Genomic DNA, 18,128 nt, shown 5'->3' on the forward strand with positions numbered 1-18,128 from the left:
CGCGAGCAAGCCCGCTCCCACAGGGGCAAGTCCGCTCAATGACTGAGCGTCATGGGTTCAACTCACTGCGCCGCCCGCACCTTGGCGATCTCGGCGTACATCATTTTCACCAACTCGCCATCCAGGGATTTGGCGAACTTGTCGATGACCGGTTGCACGCGTTCGCGCAAGCGATCTTTCTCGGTCGGGGAGATTTCATTCACGGTCATTGCACCGGCCAAAGTGGCCTTGGCCTTGTCCATCCCCGCCGCGGTCACTTCACGCTGGAACTTCTGCGCCTCAACTGCCGCGGAGCGAATCATTGCCTTCTCATCCTCATTGAGGCGACTCCAGGTCTTCTGGCTGATGATCAAGGACTGCGGATTAAAAATGTGGCCCGTGACTGAAAGGTACTTCTGCACCTCGTAGAACTTGTTGCCTTCGATCACCGTGAACGGGTTTTCCTGACCGTCGATGGTGTGCTGTTCCAGGCCCGTATAGACCTCGGGAAACGCCATTGGCACGGGGTTGGCCCCCAGGGCAGAGAAGGTTTCCAGGTAGATCGGCGACTGGATGACGCGAATCTTCAAGCCCTGCATGTCTTCAAGCTTGGTCACTGGGTGTTTGCTGTTGGTCAGGTTACGAAAACCCAGGTCCCAATAGCCCAGCCCGACCAGGCCCTTGCTGTCCAACTGCGCCGCCAGCTTCTGCCCGACCGGGCCATCGATTACCGCATGGGCTTCCTCGACGTTGTTGAACAGAAAGGGGAAGTCGAGCATCGCATAATCCGGCGCCTGGGCGGCCAGGATGCCGGAGTTGAGCACGGTGATGTCCAGTGTTCCGCCCTGCAACGCCGACACCGTTTGCACGTCTCCCCCCAGCGTACCGCCAGGGAACAGCCGGACCTTGATCTTGCCACCGCTCTTTTCGCTGAGCAGGTCGGCGAACTTCTGTGCGCCCTGCCCTTGTGGATGCTCCTTGACGTTCTGGAACGCGAATCGCAGGGTGCGCTCGCGGATTTCATCGGCGTGGCTGGCCACGCTGCCCAGCAGCAGTCCCGTTGCACACGCCCCGGTCAACAGGGTTTTCATCAGTTTTCTCATGTCACTCTCCGGTCATTATTATTTTAGAGATCGAGCTGCCAAGGCCTGCACCCGCATCAGCCGGTGAAGAACTTCAACGGGCCCAGGACTAGTTGCGGGAACAACACCAACAGGAACAGCACCACAAACTGCGCGAACATGAACGGCCACACGCCACGGACAATTTCCTCGAAGTCCAGCTTCGCCACCCCGCACACCACGTTGAGCACCGTGCCCACCGGTGGCGTGATCAGGCCGATGGCCGTGTTGATCAGGAACAGCACGCCGAAGTACACCGGGTCGATCCCCGCCTGGATAACGGCAGGCATCAACACCGGAGTGAGGATGAGGATCGTCGGGGTCATGTCCATCACCGTCCCCACCAGGATGATCAGCACCATCATCACCAGCAGCAGGATGGTCGGGTTGTCCATGAACGGAGCCAGCAGCTCCGCCAACTGGCCCGGCAGATCGGCGATGGTCACCAGCCACGATGAAACCATGGCCGCCGCCACCAGCAGCATCACCACCGAGGTGGTCCGGGCCGAGGACAGGATCACTTCGTACAGCTGGCTGACTTTCATTTCCCGGTAGATCACCAGGGATACGAACAGCGAATAGACCGCCGCGACCACGGCGGCTTCCGTGGGGGTGAAGATGCCGAACTTGAGGCCCAGGATAATGATCAATGGCAGGCCCATCGCCCAACTGCCGTCGAGCAACGTGCGCAACACTTCGGCACGGGAGCGCTTGGGCGGCGTCTCGACGTTCTCGCTGCGCGAGATGTACCACCAGGCAACGGCCAGCGAAGCCCCGAGCATCAGCCCGGGCACGATACCGGCCAGGAACAGCTTGGAAATCGACACGCCGGACGCCACGCCAAACACAATGAAACCGATGCTCGGCGGGATCACCGGGGCAATGATGCTCCCAGCCGCGATCAGGCCTGCCGAACGCCCTCGATGGTGCCCCGCCAGTACCATCATCGGCACCAGCAGCGCCGCCAGCGCCGCCGCATCGGCCACGGCCGAGCCGGAGAGCGACGCCAAAAGGCAGGACGCGATGATTGCCACGTAACCCAGACCACCGCGCTTGTGTCCCACCAGCGCCATGGCAATGTTGACGATGCGCTTGGACAGGCCGCCGACATTCATGATCTCACCGGCGAGCATGAAGAACGGTACCGCCATCAGCGGGAAACTGTCCGCGCCGTTAAGCAGGTTCTGGGCAATGATCTGTGCGTCGAACAGATCCAGATAGAACATCAAGGCCACGCTGACCGCCAGCAAGGCAAATGCGATCGGCATCCCTATCGCCATGCTGCCCATCAAGGACCCGAGAAAAATAACCAACGTCATGGGCGGGTACTCTTGATGGAGTCGTGCGTGATCAGTTCGGCGTCGTTGTCCTTGACCATCACCAGTTCGTCATTCCCAAGCTTGCCAAACAACGCCAGGTAGAGCTCGTAGAGCAAGATCAGCGCGGCGCTAGCGCCGAACACCAGGCCGGCGCCGTAGAACAGTGCCATCGATAATCCTGACGCCGGGGCGACCACATCCAGGTTGATCACGGCCTGCTGCCAACTGCCGCTGAAGATCAGCCAGCAGATGTACAACATCAGCAAGTGCCCGATGACCAAGCAGATGCGCTTGCCAGCCGGCGGCAAGCGCTTGACCAGGCTGTCCATGCCCAGGTGCGCACGGTCCTTGAGAGCCACCAGGGCACCGAGGAAGATCATCCAGACGAAGAACCAGCGCGACAGCTCCTCCGAAACGCTGATGCCGGAATTGAAGGCATAGCGCAGCACCACGTTGCCAAACACCAGCACGATCATCGCGACCATGCACAACACGATCAGCAGCTTCAGCAACTTGAAATACAGATCGACGACTTTTGTCATCTCAAACCTCCGGGCCTTGTCGAGCGCCGGCACTCGCCGGCGCGATAAGCGCTCAACAATGTGGGCAGTTATCGGATCGAACCAGAGGGATATGAAGAAAGCCCAAGATGGGTGCAGCGGCTCAAGGACGGGGCATGGGGTGCTTGCGGACGGGTACGCATAGGTATTCCTCTATTTTTTATTATGGTCCTGGCCATATGAGGCAAGGCAGATTGCCTGCCAAAATGTACGATCCGGTTAGTTTGGTCAATAACCCAGACAGGTGCGCGGCACAAAACGGGCGATTATCGGTCGGGATTCGCGAACAGTTTTTCCGCGCCTCACTGTTTCGATGCGCACTGAACGGAATGTCTGAGATAACTTTCTTGCTGTACTAAACGACTCCGCCTGACTAACCGGCGAACATCGCATTAGCCCGTTGATTTAGTATAAAAACTCAAAATAAAGTGAACTTTCCACCCGATCTCGAACTGCACTTTCAACTAACCAGACCTGTAACTTAACGCTCATCACGACGACTTACAGGCGTCATTCCAATGACACACCACCCGCTGAAGACGCAGTTAATTGGGCGCCAAAAAACCACGACTCCGATTGAGTTAACCAATCCGGTCTAAACAAACGGCACCAAGATCAAAAAAATACTTATATATCAAAGAGTAAGATAAATCTCATCCACTCACACAAAACGCATCTCCCGCTCACCTAGAAACCCTCTAAAAATTTATTAATAAACTTCGCATACATAAACCTTTGCGCCCGTGACCTTTGATGTTATTAATCTGCCCAGCCGAATTGCAAGATGCCACTACGTCACTTCCTGTGTACGTCAAACCGCTGTCTGACAACGGGCTACTTAACTTAAATCGCTAGTTCGCTCGAACGCCCCAGCGCGCTCGGGCGGGCTGTTGTGCGGCGCAGCAAACTGCGCGAGGAAGGGCGTCATCGCAACTAACGACTCACCAATCAAGATCCTCTCGATCTTCGGTACCCGTCCGGAAGCCATCAAGATGGCGCCCTTGGTCAAGGCTCTCGCCGCCGAACCTGGCATTGAGTCGCTGATCTGCGTCACCGGCCAGCATCAAAGCATGCTCAAGCAGGTGCTGGACCTGTTCGATCTCAAGGCCGATTTCACCCTCGACGTAATGACGCCGCAGCAGACGCTCAATTCGCTGACCGCCGCGTTGTACGCTGCCATCGACCCGGTGCTGGAACAGACTCGGCCGGATCGCGTGCTGGTCCACGGCGACACCACTTCAGCCATGGTGGCTTCGATGGCAGCGTTCCATCGACGTATCGCCGTAGGCCATGTGGAAGCCGGGTTGCGCACCGGAGACATCTATAGCCCCTGGCCGGAAGAAATGAACCGCCGGTGCATCGATCTCAGTGCGGACCTGCTGTTTGCGCCCACTGGACAGTCTCGCGACAACCTGCTGGGCGAACGCCCGCAAGGCCGTTGCCTGGTGACGGGCAATACCGTGATCGACGCACTGCAACTGACTGCCCGGCGCATTGATGAGGACGCACAGCTGCGTGGCGAACTGGATCAACAATTCCCGTTCCTGCAAACCACACGCAAGTTGCTGCTGGTGACCGGCCACCGCCGGGAGAACTTCGGCGAGGGTTTTCTGGACATCTGCAAGGCCTTGCGTCACCTGGCCCAGCGGCCGGATATCCAGATCGTCTATCCCGTGCACCTCAATCCCAATGTATTGGGCCCGGTGACTGAACAACTCGGCGACTTGCCCAACGTGCACTTGATCAAGCCGCTGGATTACCTGGCGTTCGTGCGCCTGATGCAACACGCCCATGTCATCCTCACCGACTCCGGCGGCGTGCAGGAAGAAGCACCGTCCCTGGGCAAGCCGGTACTGGTGATGCGCGACGTTACCGAACGCCCTGAAGCGGTTGCGGCGGGCACAGTGCGCCTGGTCGGTACTTCGCCGACATCGATCATCGCCGGCGTGGATGCGTTGTTTGACGATGGCCACTTATGGCGCCGGGCCTCACAGGCGGTCAACCCCTATGGCGACGGCAAGGCCAGCCAGCGCATCGTCGATACCCTGATGGGGCGCTCGGTCGAGGACTTCGTCGTGGCCCCGCCGCACTCACAACAACAGCCGGTGCATCCATCGCTGTCCGAACCCCGCGAGTTGCTCGCCGATTTCAACTGACCACTGTTATTCCTCTTATCAGATCGAGATTTGCCCGAATGAAGCCTTCCGTTGCCATCCCTACGGGTGCGTTCAGCGCCCTTGCTTGTGGCTTGAGCCTGCTCGCGCTCATGCCGACCTTTGCCTTGGCCGCGGATAGCCCGCTCACCCAGGCGATTCATCGACTCAACGCCGATACCCGCCAGGAGCGTGAAATTCGCTTGAGCGACCTGGGCATCACGGCGCCGATTATCTTGAGTGCCAGCGACGCCCGCCGCGAACTCTACCTGCCGGTGCCCGCCGGCATTGCCCTCGATGACGCGACGCTGCAACTGGATGCCAATTACCTCAATGGCGAAGGGGGCCGCAACACCCTGCTGTTATCGCTCGATGGCTATCCAGTGCGTGCCGAAGGGCTTGGCGAAGCACAAGGCGATGCCAGCGCCACCCTTGGCGTCGACAAAGCTGCGCGCGACAACGGCCTGGTGCGCCTGGGCATTGCCTGGTCCTCAGTGGTGCCCCGGCCTCTGTGCGAAGACGATCATGTCATCGGCAATGTGTTGCGCATCCAACCCGACACCCGGCTGAACTACAGCTACGACGCCAGCCAGCTGCAAGACGTCGGCGCTGCCTGGGCGGCCCTGCCCGGTGAGCCCGGCATCCTCGTCGCACCAGGCTCGCTGTCCGCCGCCAGCTACGATTCCGCCTGGCGCCTGGGCGTGGCATTGGAGCGCATCGGCAAACACAGCCGTATCCTGCCCTTCCCTGCCGTGCAGGACAGTGTGGACCTGAGCGGCCTGCGCATCCCGGCGGAGCTGTTGGGCATTCCGGCCTTCGCCAGCCTCAACGGCAAAGGCCCGCACACCTTGGCCAACCCGGCCGAAATCGGTGCGCTGCTGGTACTGGGCCAGACCCCGAACGTACAGGCCGACCTGGCGATCAACGACCCGCAATTGCTCAAGGCAATAAACCAATCCCTCGACGCCTTGCAAAGCCAGGTCCAAGGCCTCGACGCGCCAGCAGCCAGCGCATTGATCCAATGGCGTGAGCAGCACGTCAACGCAGCGCTGGCGAGCGTCGGCACCGACAATGTACGCCTGGCGCTGCTGGGCACTCGCCCGGTCCTGATGATCGCCCCGGACGCCACCGGCAAGGCCTTGTCCCTGCTCGGTTCGGCGTGGGGCAAGCTGGCGCGCAGTCGCCAATTGACCGTGAGCGAAGCGCAAACGCCGTTGAGCGATGATGGTCGCGTGGCCCTGTCGCGACTGGGCGGCGCCCCGGGTAATTTCGACGTGGCATCGCGGTTCGACTGGAGCACTTCGTTCCCCCTGGGCAGCGTCGCTTATGACGGTCGCATGCCCGTCACGGCCGTAGTGGACGTTTCCGCAGCGCCCGGCGCTTCCGATACAGCACCGGTGGCCTCGCTGTTTTTCAACGACTTCCTGATCGGTGCGCAGCAACTGACCACCGATGGTCAATCACAGCGCATCCAGGCTCATATCCCGCGCTACGCCTTGGGCTCGAAAAACACCTTGCGCGTATCGTTCCAGCGCCAGCCGGTCAGCGACCGCTGCCTGGAAACACCGCAAGCCTTCCCAGTGTCGGTGCTGCCGACCAGCCATATCGTGCTGGAAAAAACCTCGCTGGACGATGACTTCTCCGGCATTTCCGCACGCTTCGCCGTGGACAGCCAGATCCTGGTTCCCCAGGCGTACCTCGACCACCCGGCCACTAGCCTGGCGCGGGTCATCTCGGTGGCCGATACCAGCGGCGTATCGCCGCTGCGCGCGCAGCTCAAAGTCAGCGCCGATCCGAAAGCCGCCGCCAGTCCGGACAAAGCCTTCCTGGCGTTCGAGGTGCCGCTCAAGGACAGCAAGGAATCGGTCCAGGTCGATGAACAGGGCCGCCTGCGTATCAATCACAAGGACCAACTGCTGTTGGATGTACAGCCCCTCAACCAATTGGCTTCGCTGCAAGTGGTACAGACCGAAGGCCAGCACGGCCTGGTCTACCGAGCCCTGGGCAATCAACCGCCAAGCCTGGCCAAGCCGATTGTGCTGACCCGTGGTGACGTGGCGATCCTCGGCGATAACGGCGCCGTGGCGATCTTAGATACCCAGGACCCAAGCGGCAGCCTGTTGATCGGCCGCGAGGAGCCCAAGGGGTTGGATGCCTGGCGTAAACCTTCGCTGCTCTGGTTGATCCCGGGCGGCATTATCGTGTTCCTCCTCTTGTTGCTGGCAGGCCGTCGCGCCCGTCGCAATCGCCAGTAACGGTACCCTTCGATGACGTCGCTTTATTGGCCCTATTGGTTGGCCCATTACTACAATTACCTGGAGATCGCGACCATTGTGGTCGCGGTACTGATCCTGATCTCCAGCCTGGACGACCTGATCATCGACGTGTGGTACTGGTCTCGTCGTCTGTACCGCAAGTTCACCGTGGACCGCAAATATCGGCCATTGACTGCCGAGCAATTGTTGGCCCGGGACGAACAGCCCCTGGCGATCATGGTGCCGGCCTGGCTGGAATACGACGTCATCGCGCCGATGATTGAAAACATGGTGTCGACGCTCGACTATCAGAACTATGTGGTCTTTGTCGGCACCTATATCAACGACCAGCGCACCATCGACGAAGTCGAGCGGATGCGTCGGCGCTACAAACAGCTGCATCGGGTGGAAGTGCCCCATGCCGGGCCGACCTGCAAGGCCGACTGCCTGAACTGGGTGATACAGGCGATTTTCCTGCATGAAAAAATCCATGGCATGACCTTCGCCGGCGTCGTTTTGCATGACAGCGAGGACGTGCTGCATCCGCTGGAACTGCGCCTGTTCAATTACTTGTTGCCGCGCAAGGACATGATCCAGTTGCCGGTGGTCTCGCTGGAGCGCAACTGGTACGAATGGGTCGCGGGCGTTTACATGGACGAGTTTGCCGAATGGCACGGCAAGGACCTGGTGGTACGTGAAAGCATGACCGATACCGTGCCCTCGGCCGGCGTCGGCACCTGTTTTTCCCATCGTGCCTTGCGAGTGCTGGCCGGTGAAACCGAAAACCAGCCGTTCAACACCGATAGCCTCACCGAAGACTACGACGTCGGTGCGCGACTGGCCAAGGTGGGCATGAACGCCATCTTCGTCCGTTTCCCAGTGCAGTTCCGGGTGCTGCGCAAATCCTGGTTCCGCAAACCCTACGAATCGACCTTGACCATGCCACTGTGCGTGCGCGAGTTCTTTCCGGACACGTTCCGCACCGCCTTTCGACAAAAGGCCCGCTGGACCCTGGGCATTGGCTTGCAAGGTTGGGAACAGATGGGCTGGAACGGCTCGCTGGCCAACCGATACCTGCTGTTTCGCGACCGCAAGGGTGTGGTGACAGCGTTCGTGAGCATTATTGCCTACGTCATTCTGGTGCAACTGCTGGGCTTGATCATCCTGCGCAACAGCGGCTTGTGGGATGTCACGTTCCCAACGCCTTTCGAAAACAATGGCCTGATCAAATACCTGCTGCTGGCCAACGGCGTGGCCCTGGTCTGGCGGATCGTGCATCGCTATTACTTCACCACCGTGCTGTACGGTTGGCAGCATGGTTTGCTGTCCATGCCGCGCATGCTGGTGGGCAACTTCGTGAATTTCATGGCCGCCTCCCGGGCCTGGCGCATGTTCCTGGTGGGCAAGGTGATGAATCGCAAGTTGGTCTGGGACAAGACCATGCACGACTTCCCATCCACGGACCTGGTCGCCATCGCGCCACGTCGCCTGGGTAGCGTGTTGCTGTCCTGGCAGGCGATCACGGACACGGCCCTGCAAAGCGCGCTCGACGAACAGCAGTCGCGCAACGTTCCGCTTGGGCGAATCCTGCTTAATAACGGTTGGCTGGACGATGAAACCCTGGCCGAAGCCATCGCGTTCCAGAATGACCTGCCACGGGTCTTTGAAGTCGCAAAGAAAGCCACTGCCTCGAAGTCGTCGTTGAGCGCCGAGTTTGCCCTGCGCTGGCGCGTCGTGTCCTTGGGCCTCAATGGCGAAGGTCGCGAACAGATTGCCGTCGCCAACCCCTTGCCCGATGAAGGCCTGCAACAGATCAGTGCCGCACTGGGCAGCGAACCGGTGCAACTGATCGCCCGGGAAAGCGAGATTCTCGCGCTGTTGCGCAAAGTGCCTGAAAGCAACGGCCACTCCGTGCCAGATGCGCGGGCGCCGCTGCTGGGCGACCTGCTGATCGAAATGGGGTTGCTCGACCGCGAGGAATTCAGCCGCGTGATGCTCCAGTATCGACCCCAGCACCATGGCCGGATCGGCGATTACCTGGTCGACAGCGGTGTGCTGCCACGCGCGACAATCGAACAGGCGGTGGCCCGTCAGCACAATCTCTACCCAACGGAGCTCCCGGCATGAATCGCCCCTTCCTGACCCTCCTGGCCACGGGGCTGAGTCTGGTATCTACGCTTGCCCTCGCCGAGACGCTGCCACTGCCTTTATCCGGCCCGGCCTACACCGCCGCCAACGAAGCCTACAGCGCCTACGAACGCAAGGACTACGACCTGGCCATCACCAAGGCACGCGAAGCCCTGCGCCAGCGGGCTGATATGACACGCCTGAACACGCTGATTGAATTGGCCGAACGGGACAAGAAACTGCGCGACCAGCCCCAGGCCGCCGCGTCATCGCGTGCCGCCCCTCCTGCACCAGGCTTCGTCGCTGCGTCCCAGGGGTTCAAGGCCTATGATCGCGAGCAATTCGGCCTGGCCGCGCAGTCGGCCCGCAAGGCCATCGCCCAGGCGCCCCGCCGTCGCGAGTATCGATTGCTGCTGATCGATTCGCTGCAGCGCCAGCAACAGCTGGCAGAGGCTGACCGGGCCACCACCGATGCACTGAGGACTTTCGCCAACGACAATACGCTGCTGATGCGTCGCAAAGCGATCCGCCGTCAACTAGCGGTGCCGGTGGCAACCCAGGGCTACCGGGCCCTGGACCAGGGCAATGCGGCGATGGCCGTGGACCAGGCCCGTAAAGCCGTGGCCTGGGCGCCGGAAGTTTCCGCCAACCAACAACTGCTCATCAGCGCCTTGCTCGCGGCCAAGGATTATCTTGGCGCCGAACAGGCCGCTACAAACGTGCTGGCGCTGGACGACAGCAAGACCGCGCCATGGGTCCTGCGCAGCTATGCACGCGAGCGCCAGGGCAAGGCACAGCCGGCCCAGGCCGACCTGAACCGTGCCCTGGCCCTGCCCGGCCTTACGGACGGCGAGCGCCGTGACCTGCGCCTCTTTGCCGTCGACGCTACTTTGGCCCGAGGCGAACCTCAACAAGCGTTGGCTCAATTGCAGGCTTTGGGTGATGACGGCAGTGACGAAGTGACCCGTCGACGCACCGCTGCCCGCATGGCGCTGCGCCAGAAAAACAAGGGGGTCGCCACCGTCGTGCAATTTGCGTCGCCGCCCCTTGAATGCCAGGAAAGCGCCTTCGGCCTGACCTGCACGATCTGGCCCGGCAGCGACCATGATGCAGGCACGGCACTGGCGTCCCAGGCCTACGCCGCCCTCGCCCACAAAGACCCGGCGACCGCAGTCACCCTGACGAACCAGGCCATTGCCCGCGCGCCGCGGAATCCGTCCTATCGCCATCTGCTGGTCAGCGCCCTGACGGCCCAGAAGCGTTTGCCCGAAGCCATTTCGGCAGCCAGCCAAGGCCTGCAAGCCCATGGCGATGATGCCCGGCTGCTGGTCACGCGGGGACGCCTGCGCCAACAAACCGGAGACGATGCCGGCGCCCGCGACGATTTCACCCACGCCTTGGCGCTGGGCACCTTGCCGGCCTACGAAGAGGCCGGGTTGTATGCTGCGATCGGCCAGCGCCGCACGGCCCGCGAGCGCCTGCAAGAGGCACGCACCAATGGCGAACTCGCCTCGGTCAGTGACCTGCAGCTCGCCTATCTCTCGATGCAGGCCGGCGACGACAAGGCGGCTCATGACGCATTCCGCAAGGCCGACGCCACCACGCCACTGTCCCCCTCAGCGACCCAGGACGCCGCCTACAACGCCATGCGTATGCACGAGGACGACGAAGCCGTGGCGTATTTCAAGCGCGTCATCGATGGGCAGAAAAGCGCTGAGTCGCCGATGTCCGCTCAACAGCTGTTCGACACCCGCCGCACCGTGGGCGACGTTTCGCGCAGCATCGGCCTGACCAGCACCACCAGCTATCGTGGCAACAGTTCCAGCGGCCTGAGCGCCGCACCAGGCACCAGCAGCAGCGGCAGCGAAAGCAATGACCTGCTGCAGAACAGCACCGAACTGTCATGGCGCCCACTGGGCTATCGCAACGGCCGTTTTGTCGAACTCTACGGGCGCATCACCGATACGCTGTGGAGCAAGAACAGCGATTCGGACACCGGCGCGGATGCCTTGCAGGGTGCTCTGGGCGTACGGGTCAAACCCTTCAGTTCCGTCAACGTCATGGCTGCCCTTGAGCGCACCTTCCCCCTCGGCTCATCCAATGTCGATGGTGACTGGTTGGTGCGGCTGGGCTATGGTTCGAGCATTGGCACCGACCTGCGGGTCGATGTGCCGAGCTGGTGGACCTCGCAGTTGTATGCCGAGGTCGGCCACTACATCAACGACTCGCGGGACTACATCAACAGCGAATGGCAGGTGGGCCGCAGCTACGCGATTGGCGGCACCGGCTCGCGCTGGGTGACCTTTCCTCATGTCGTCGCGGCGATCGACTACGATTCGAAAATGAAGAGCGAAGCTGGCGGTGATTTTTCGTCCGGTAACGCCGGGGGCATCGGCATAGGAAACAACGTACGTTATTGGTTCCGAGAAGACGCCTATAACGCCCCCCGCTCCTATGTGGACTTTTCCCTGCAATACCGGGCCAGGGTGTTTGGGGAGGACCGCGCCAAAGGCGTTTTCGCGCGCCTGACCTACTCCTATTGAGGGCGGTGATGTGAGATTCGGACCATCGTCACGAAAAGCGGCTCGCCTCGGCGAGCGCCGGCTACACTGCATCCAGAAGGGAACGGCTTGAGAAGCTTCGCAAAGTCCATCAGCCGCAAGACCGTCGCGGCGCTGTCACTGGCCGCGCTGCTCGGCGCAGGTACAGGGACGTACTACATGAGCGTTACCACCGCGACACCTCATATCGTCGGCATCGTCTGGCAGCCGGACAACCAGACCGTCGGCATCAGCGGCAACTGGGACAAGCTTGGCGTCCATGAGCTGCTGGTGCAGTGGACGGTGGTGGACGACCAGGCCTTCGTGCCCGGCACTGGCCTGCCCAGCGTACCGGTGCTGCCGGACTGGGCGCGCATCGCCAAGACGCCGTGGGCCAAGGATGTGATCCTCGGGCTGGCCGGCTACTTCAGTGAAAACCGCTCACGAGACAACATCGAGCAACTGGCTGCGCTGTCAGAGCGCATTGCTGGGCTGCCTACGCCGCTGCATGTCACCGGTTGGTATTTTCCAGCCGAAGTCGACCCCAGTTGGTCTCGCGCGACGGAGTTGCCGGCGTTGCTGGCGAAACTGCCACGCCCACTGTGGATCAGCGTCTACGACGGCGCCAATATCGGCCCCGCCGCCACCGCCGACTGGGTCAAGCAATGGCTGCCGAACGACATCGGCGTATTTTTCCAGGACGGTGTCGGCGTCTACGCCCGCACGGCTCCGGTCGCTCGAAACTATGCCGACGCCTTGCGGGATCGCCTTGGCAAGAGCCGCGTGCGGATCATCGTCGAAGCCTTTCGTCCCAAATACGGCGGCGGTTTTCGCCCAGCCACCGTGGCCGAACTCAAGCCACAACTGGCGGCCTATGTGGGATACCCGCTCTACCTGTTCGACGGCCCGCACTACATGACGCCGACGCTGGTGGACCAGCTGAAGCAGTCCCTGGCCCTGCCCTGATCTTCCCCTGCGTTCGGCGGTTTTGTATCGATGTGTATATGAACCGCCGATTGATACGAAGCCATCCATTCCAAGCCTTCCCGCACACATGGTCGATACATCCGAGCGTTTAACTGGGCTCACCGAACAGCGACACACATTCGCTGCGACGGCTCACTCAAACGAACGCAAGGAGAACACCATGTCCACTGTCTCGAAAGTAGCATCCCTGGCCATTGCCCTGGCTTTTGTCGGCGGGCTCGGCCTGGCGAACATCGCCTCGGCCGCAGCGCTGCACACTGAGGCTGCGCAACATCTGGCTGAAGGCGGCTCGGATCGCTTGCTGGAAAATCGGGTAGCCGAAGGCGGCTCCGATCGACTGATCCAGAACCGCGTAGCTGAAGGCGGGGCCGATCGTTTGCAGGAGCTGCGCGAGCGAAGCACTGCGACTATCGCCTGAGGGTCATGGCGAATGCTGCTTGAAGGGCTGCGTGGCGAAGCCGTCGATGCCGACGCCACGCGAGTCTCCCGGAAATCCTGCACTACCAATGCTATGGCTTGATGTTTTTCAGCTCATTGAGCAACGCCAGCAGTTGCTGCATCTTTTCCTCGCCGAACTGCTCCTCGATACGGCGATAGTTGCTTTCCATCCCCTCGCTCATCGACACAAAGCATCGCTGGCCGCGCTCGGTCAGGCCGACGAAAACCCGGCGCTGGTCCTGGCTCGACTTCTGCCGGCGCACCAGGCCATCGCGCTCCAGGCGACTGAGCACGCCGGTCATGCTGGGCTTGAGGATGCAGGTCTGATGGGCGAGCTGATGGCTTTCCAATTCCCCTTGCTGGTGTAGGATGCGGATCACCCGCCATTGCTGTTCCGTGAGGTCATGCTGGTTCAGGGCCGGGCGGAAAAAAGCCATGGCCGCTTCGCGGGCTTGTAACAGCGTCAAGGTCAAGGAAGGTCTGGGGTTGGCCATGTTCGGACTGGTTTGAATGGGCGAGTCGGCAGCTTAGTGTCGCCATCTCACTGCTGCAAGAGCAACGCTCAACGCAAGCCCGACTGCCGCTGGCGATACTCTCCAGGCGTCAGCTGGGCATAGCGCTGGAAAAAACGGCTGAAATAGGCCGGGTCCTTGAACCCGAGCTGGTAACAGATTTCATTGGCCGAACTGCCGGTAAACAGCAGCAGTCGCTTGGCCTCTTGCATCAGTCTCTCCATGATCAGGCGCTTGGAAGGCAGGTCGGCGATGCGTCGGCACACGTCATTAAGGCGCGCCTCGGTCACGCCAACGCCCTCGGCGTAACGCGACAGCGGCCAATGCTGCAGGTAGTGGGCTTCGATCAGCTCATTGAAGCGATGGAAGATCTTCAAGTCTTCATGCCGGGCCGGCCTGGCCTGCAGGGAATTGGAACACAATCGCAGCAGGCTGATCATGATCAGCCGCGTCAAGCTATCCAGCGCAGCGCCGCGCCCGGGCCGCCTGGCCGCCACTTCGTCGCTCAGCTCCTCGAACAGGAATTCGAGTCGCTGCACCTCCCTCGCCTGTTCACGCCCCAGTTTCGACAGCGCCACGCAGGCCGCCGGTAATTGCACGCCGGCAGGTGCCAGGCTCGGATCGGCATCGATCAACTGCCACACCAATTGCTGGCGCACCGTCAGTACATGCCCATCGCTGTCGGCCTCGGTCACGAAGGAATGGGGAATGGTAGGCGGTGTGAGAAAGAACATCGGCCCGGATTCGACGTACTGCTGATCGTCGAGGTACACCCGCACGGTGCCGCTCTTGACGTAGTGCACCTGGAAGAAACGGTCGTGGCGATGCACAGGCATGTTGCGACCGAAAAAGTCCGCCAGGTTGGCGAGTCGGTCGTAATGCACCTCGGCATCGCTGTAGCGCTGGTCGTACACCTGACCAATGTTGATGTTCGGGATCGGCTGGCGCTCATTCATCACGCAGTACTCTTTTTTTTCTTCTGATTCTGGCAGCTGCTTGCACCCATCCTGCGCCGATTCCGGCAGGGCAACCAGTGCCGGTCATTCTGCCACGCTTGACGATAGTTAACATCTTAATTATAACTGTTAATACATTAACAATAACCGCAGAGCCCGCATCCCTCTGCACTGCCAGGAGACAAGCATGAGCCGTGCCCTGCATGACGCCGCGACCGGTACTCTGTTTGGGGTCGCACTGAACTATCAGGGGTTGCTGAAGCAGCGCCTTGCCGAGTTCGAGCAACCGCCTTATCAGAAGCCGCCGATCAAACCGGTGCTGTTCATCAAGACGCCCAATACCCGCAACCAGCATGGCGCCGATGTGGTTCATCCGGGTCACGGCGAACGCCTGCAACCGGGGCCGGCGCTGGGCGTGGTGATGGGCAAGTCGGCCAGCCGGGTCAGCGTCGCCGAGGCGCTGGACTACGTGGCCGGCTACACCATCGTCAATGAATTCAGCCTGCCGGAAGACAGCTACTACCGCCCCGCCGTCAAGGCCAAGTGCCGGGACGGCTTCTGCGCCATCGGCCCGGAGCTGGTGACCCGCGTCGACGTTGCCAACCCCCACAGCCTGGCGATCACCTTGTACGTGAACGGCGAGGTGCGCCAGCAAGACACCACGGCCAACTTCGTGCGCAACATTCCCCAATTGATCGCTGAAACCAGTGAGTTCATGACGCTGCATGCCGGCGATGTGCTGATCACCGGTACGCCCGGAGGCCGCGTCGATGTACTGCCCGGAGACCGCGTCGAAGTGGAGATCAGCGGCCTGGGCCGGCTGCTCAATACCGTCGTGGCCGAGCAGACAGGAGCACGTTCATGAAACACGCACGCATTCGTTTCGAAGGCCAGGTCCACGCCGTCACCGTTGAAGCGCACAACGCCGTGCGCTTGGCCGACGGTCGCTTGCTGGCCGAGGATCGGGTCCAGTGGCTGCCGCCGGCCACCGGCAGCATGTTTGCCCTGGGCCTGAACTACGCCGATCACGCCGCCGAGCTGGCGTTCAAGCCACCCACCGAGCCGCTGGCATTCATCAAGTCCCCTGGCACCTACACCGGCCACAACCAGACCACCTGGCGCCCGGATAACGTCGCCTACATGCACTACGAGTGCGAATTGGTCGCGGTCATTGGCAAGCAAGCACGCAACGTCAAGCGGGCGGACGCCCTCGGGTATCTGGCCGGCTATACCGTGTGCAACGACTACGCGATTCGCGACTATCTGGAAAACTACTACCGCCCCAACCTGCGGGTTAAGAACCGCGATGCGACGACGCCGATAGGCCCGTGGATTGTCGATGTGGCCGATGTGCCGGACCCGAGCAACCTGACATTGCGCACCTGGATCAACGGCCAATTGCGCCAGGAAGGCAGCACGAAGGACATGATTTTCGATATCCCTTACCTGATCGAATACCTGTCCAGCTTCATGACCCTGCAACCCGGCGACATGATCGCCACTGGCACGCCGGAAGGCCTGGCAGACGTGGTGCCCGGTGATGAGGTCATCGTGGAAGTGGAAGGCGTGGGTCGCCTGGTCAATCGAATTGTCAGCGAAGCCGAGTTCTTCGCATCCCGTAAAGAGGCGTGAGCAGCATGATCAAGCATTGGATCAATGGCCGTGAGGTCGAAAGCAAAGACGTGTTCGTCAACTACAATCCGGCCACGGGCGATGCCATCGGCGAAGTCGCCAGCGGCGGTGCCGAAGAAGTGGCCCAGGCTGTTGCAGCGGCCAAGGAAGCCTTCCCGAAATGGGCCAATACGCCCGCCAAGGAACGCGCCCGGTTGATGCGCAAGCTCGGTGAGCTGATCGAGCAGAACGTGCCGAAGCTGGCGCAATTGGAGACCCTCGACACCGGCCTGCCGATTCACCAGACCAAGAACGTGCTGATCCCTCGCGCATCCCATAACTTCGATTTTTTCGCCGAAGTCTGCACCCGCATGGACGGCCACACGTATCCGGTCGACGACCAGATGCTCAACTACACCTTGTACCAACCGGTGGGAGTCTGTGCGCTGGTATCGCCCTGGAATGTGCCGTTCATGACCGCGACCTGGAAGACCGCGCCATGCCTGGCACTGGGTAACACCGCCGTGCTGAAAATGTCCGAGCTGTCGCCCCTGACGGCCAATGAACTTGGCCGCCTGGCCGTCGAAGCCGGCATTCCCAACGGCGTGTTGAACGTGATCCAGGGTTACGGCGCTACGGCCGGCGATGCGCTGGTTCGCCACCCGGATGTGCGGGCGATTTCCTTCACTGGAGGCACCGCCACCGGCAAGAAAATCATGCAGACCGCCGGGCTGAAAAAGTACTCGATGGAACTGGGCGGCAAGTCGCCGGTATTGATTTTCGAAGACGCCGACCTGGAGCGCGCCCTCGACGCGGCGCTGTTCACCATCTTCTCCCTCAACGGTGAGCGCTGCACCGCCGGCAGCCGGATCTTCATCCAGGAAAGCGTCTACGCACAATTCGTCGCCGAGTTCGCCGCGCGCGCCAAGCGGCTGATCGTGGGTGACCCGCAGGACCCGAAAACCCAAGTCGGCTCGATGATCACTCAGGCCCACTACGACAAGGTTACGGGCTACATCCGGATCGGCATCGAAGAAGGCGCCACCCTCCTCGCCGGCGGCCTGGAGCGCCCGGCCAACCTGCCGGCGCACCTGAGTCGCGGCCAGTTCATCCAGCCGACGGTATTCGCCGATGTGAACAACAACATGCGTATCGCCCAGGAAGAAATCTTCGGCCCAGTGGTGTGCTTGATCCCGTTCAAGGACGAAGCCGAAGCCCTGAAGCTGGCCAACGACACCGAATATGGCCTGGCCTCGTACATCTGGACCCAGGACATCGGCAAGGCCCATCGCCTGGCCCATGGCATCGAGGCCGGCATGGTGTTCATCAACAGCCAGAACGTGCGCGACCTGCGCCAACCTTTCGGCGGCGTGAAGGGTTCCGGAACCGGCCGCGAAGGGGGACAGTACAGCTTCGAGGTATTTGCCGAGATCAAGAACGTGTGCATTTCCATGGGCAGCCATCACATCCCTCGTTGGGGGGGTTAACCCAGGCCCAGTGATGAACCCTTTGATGAGTGGTGACCTGTGGCGAGGGAGCTTGCTCCCGCTGGGCTGCGAAGCGGCCCCGT

General features: G+C 61.3%; 14 protein-coding genes. 9 read left to right on the forward strand and 5 right to left on the reverse strand.

Features of this window, described 5'->3' with window-relative positions:
- Window positions 1-62: 62 nt before the first annotated feature.
- From PFLQ2_RS12960 to PFLQ2_RS12950, 3 genes are read right to left on the reverse strand one after another with little or no spacing between them, the layout of a single operon-like run.
- Window positions 63-1,082 carry a TRAP transporter substrate-binding protein gene (locus tag PFLQ2_RS12960; protein WP_033046051.1) on the reverse strand — a complete coding sequence of 340 codons (1,020 nt, stop codon included), beginning with the start codon at window positions 1,080-1,082 and terminating at the stop codon, window positions 63-65.
- A gap of 56 nt (window positions 1,083-1,138) precedes the next feature.
- Entirely contained in the window at window positions 1,139-2,419 is a 1,281-nt protein-coding gene (locus PFLQ2_RS12955; protein WP_003182161.1) for a TRAP transporter large permease subunit, read from the reverse strand.
- Window positions 2,416-2,961, reverse strand: coding sequence for a TRAP transporter small permease (locus PFLQ2_RS12950; RefSeq protein WP_003182163.1), 546 nt, complete (start codon window positions 2,959-2,961; stop codon window positions 2,416-2,418). The genes PFLQ2_RS12955 and PFLQ2_RS12950 overlap by 4 nt, the downstream gene beginning before the upstream one ends.
- Before the next feature lie 965 nt (window positions 2,962-3,926).
- Between PFLQ2_RS12950 and wecB the strand changes: the two genes are divergently transcribed.
- From wecB to PFLQ2_RS12920, 6 genes are all read left to right on the forward strand, one after another.
- The gene (gene wecB, locus PFLQ2_RS12945) at window positions 3,927-5,135 is read left to right on the forward strand and encodes a non-hydrolyzing UDP-N-acetylglucosamine 2-epimerase (RefSeq protein ID WP_256217217.1); all 1,209 of its coding nucleotides are present in this window, start codon (window positions 3,927-3,929) and stop codon (window positions 5,133-5,135) included.
- A 38-nt stretch (window positions 5,136-5,173) separates the two neighbouring features.
- A complete protein-coding gene (locus PFLQ2_RS12940) occupies window positions 5,174-7,387 on the forward strand; it encodes a cellulose biosynthesis cyclic di-GMP-binding regulatory protein BcsB (RefSeq protein WP_003182168.1) in 2,214 nt (737 codons plus the stop codon).
- A 12-nt stretch (window positions 7,388-7,399) separates the two neighbouring features.
- A complete protein-coding gene (locus PFLQ2_RS12935; RefSeq protein ID WP_003182170.1) occupies window positions 7,400-9,514 on the forward strand; it encodes a glycosyl transferase family protein in 2,115 nt (704 codons plus the stop codon).
- A complete protein-coding gene (locus tag PFLQ2_RS12930; protein ID WP_003182171.1) occupies window positions 9,511-12,057 on the forward strand; it encodes a bacteriophage N4 adsorption protein A in 2,547 nt (848 codons plus the stop codon). The genes PFLQ2_RS12935 and PFLQ2_RS12930 overlap by 4 nt, the downstream gene beginning before the upstream one ends.
- Window positions 12,058-12,234: 177 nt before the next feature.
- Window positions 12,235-13,020, forward strand: coding sequence for a hypothetical protein (locus PFLQ2_RS12925; protein WP_371261190.1), 786 nt, complete (start codon window positions 12,235-12,237; stop codon window positions 13,018-13,020).
- Between the two features lie 181 nt (window positions 13,021-13,201).
- Window positions 13,202-13,459 (forward strand): hypothetical protein, encoded by a 258-nt coding sequence (locus PFLQ2_RS12920; RefSeq protein WP_003182175.1) that lies wholly within the window; start codon window positions 13,202-13,204, stop codon window positions 13,457-13,459.
- A gap of 91 nt (window positions 13,460-13,550) precedes the next feature.
- Here PFLQ2_RS12920 and hpaR read toward each other — a convergent pair whose 3' ends face one another.
- Together hpaR and hpaA are read right to left on the reverse strand one after the other, a co-directional pair.
- Window positions 13,551-13,973 carry a homoprotocatechuate degradation operon regulator HpaR gene (gene hpaR / locus PFLQ2_RS12915; protein WP_003182177.1) on the reverse strand — a complete coding sequence of 141 codons (423 nt, stop codon included), beginning with the start codon at window positions 13,971-13,973 and terminating at the stop codon, window positions 13,551-13,553.
- Between the two features lie 68 nt (window positions 13,974-14,041).
- Window positions 14,042-14,947 carry a 4-hydroxyphenylacetate catabolism regulatory protein HpaA gene (gene hpaA / locus PFLQ2_RS12910; RefSeq protein WP_003182179.1) on the reverse strand — a complete coding sequence of 302 codons (906 nt, stop codon included), beginning with the start codon at window positions 14,945-14,947 and terminating at the stop codon, window positions 14,042-14,044.
- A gap of 187 nt (window positions 14,948-15,134) precedes the next feature.
- Between hpaA and PFLQ2_RS12905 the strand changes: the two genes are divergently transcribed.
- Genes PFLQ2_RS12905 through hpaE form a run of 3 tightly spaced genes read left to right on the forward strand, consistent with a single transcriptional unit; the run spans window position 15,135 to window position 18,045 of the window.
- Window positions 15,135-15,812 (forward strand): fumarylacetoacetate hydrolase family protein, encoded by a 678-nt coding sequence (locus tag PFLQ2_RS12905; RefSeq protein WP_003182182.1) that lies wholly within the window; start codon window positions 15,135-15,137, stop codon window positions 15,810-15,812.
- Window positions 15,809-16,579: a fumarylacetoacetate hydrolase family protein gene (locus PFLQ2_RS12900; protein WP_003182185.1), complete on the forward strand. Its 771-nt coding sequence runs from the start codon at window positions 15,809-15,811 to the stop codon at window positions 16,577-16,579. Before PFLQ2_RS12905 ends, PFLQ2_RS12900 begins: the two co-directional genes overlap by 4 nt.
- A 5-nt stretch (window positions 16,580-16,584) precedes the next feature.
- The gene (gene hpaE / locus PFLQ2_RS12895) at window positions 16,585-18,045 is read left to right on the forward strand and encodes a 5-carboxymethyl-2-hydroxymuconate semialdehyde dehydrogenase (protein ID WP_003182187.1); all 1,461 of its coding nucleotides are present in this window, start codon (window positions 16,585-16,587) and stop codon (window positions 18,043-18,045) included.
- Window positions 18,046-18,128: the final 83 nt, after the last annotated feature.

Source organism: Pseudomonas fluorescens Q2-87 (assembly GCF_000281895.1).
Lineage (GTDB): Bacteria > Pseudomonadota > Gammaproteobacteria > Pseudomonadales > Pseudomonadaceae > Aquipseudomonas > Aquipseudomonas fluorescens_S.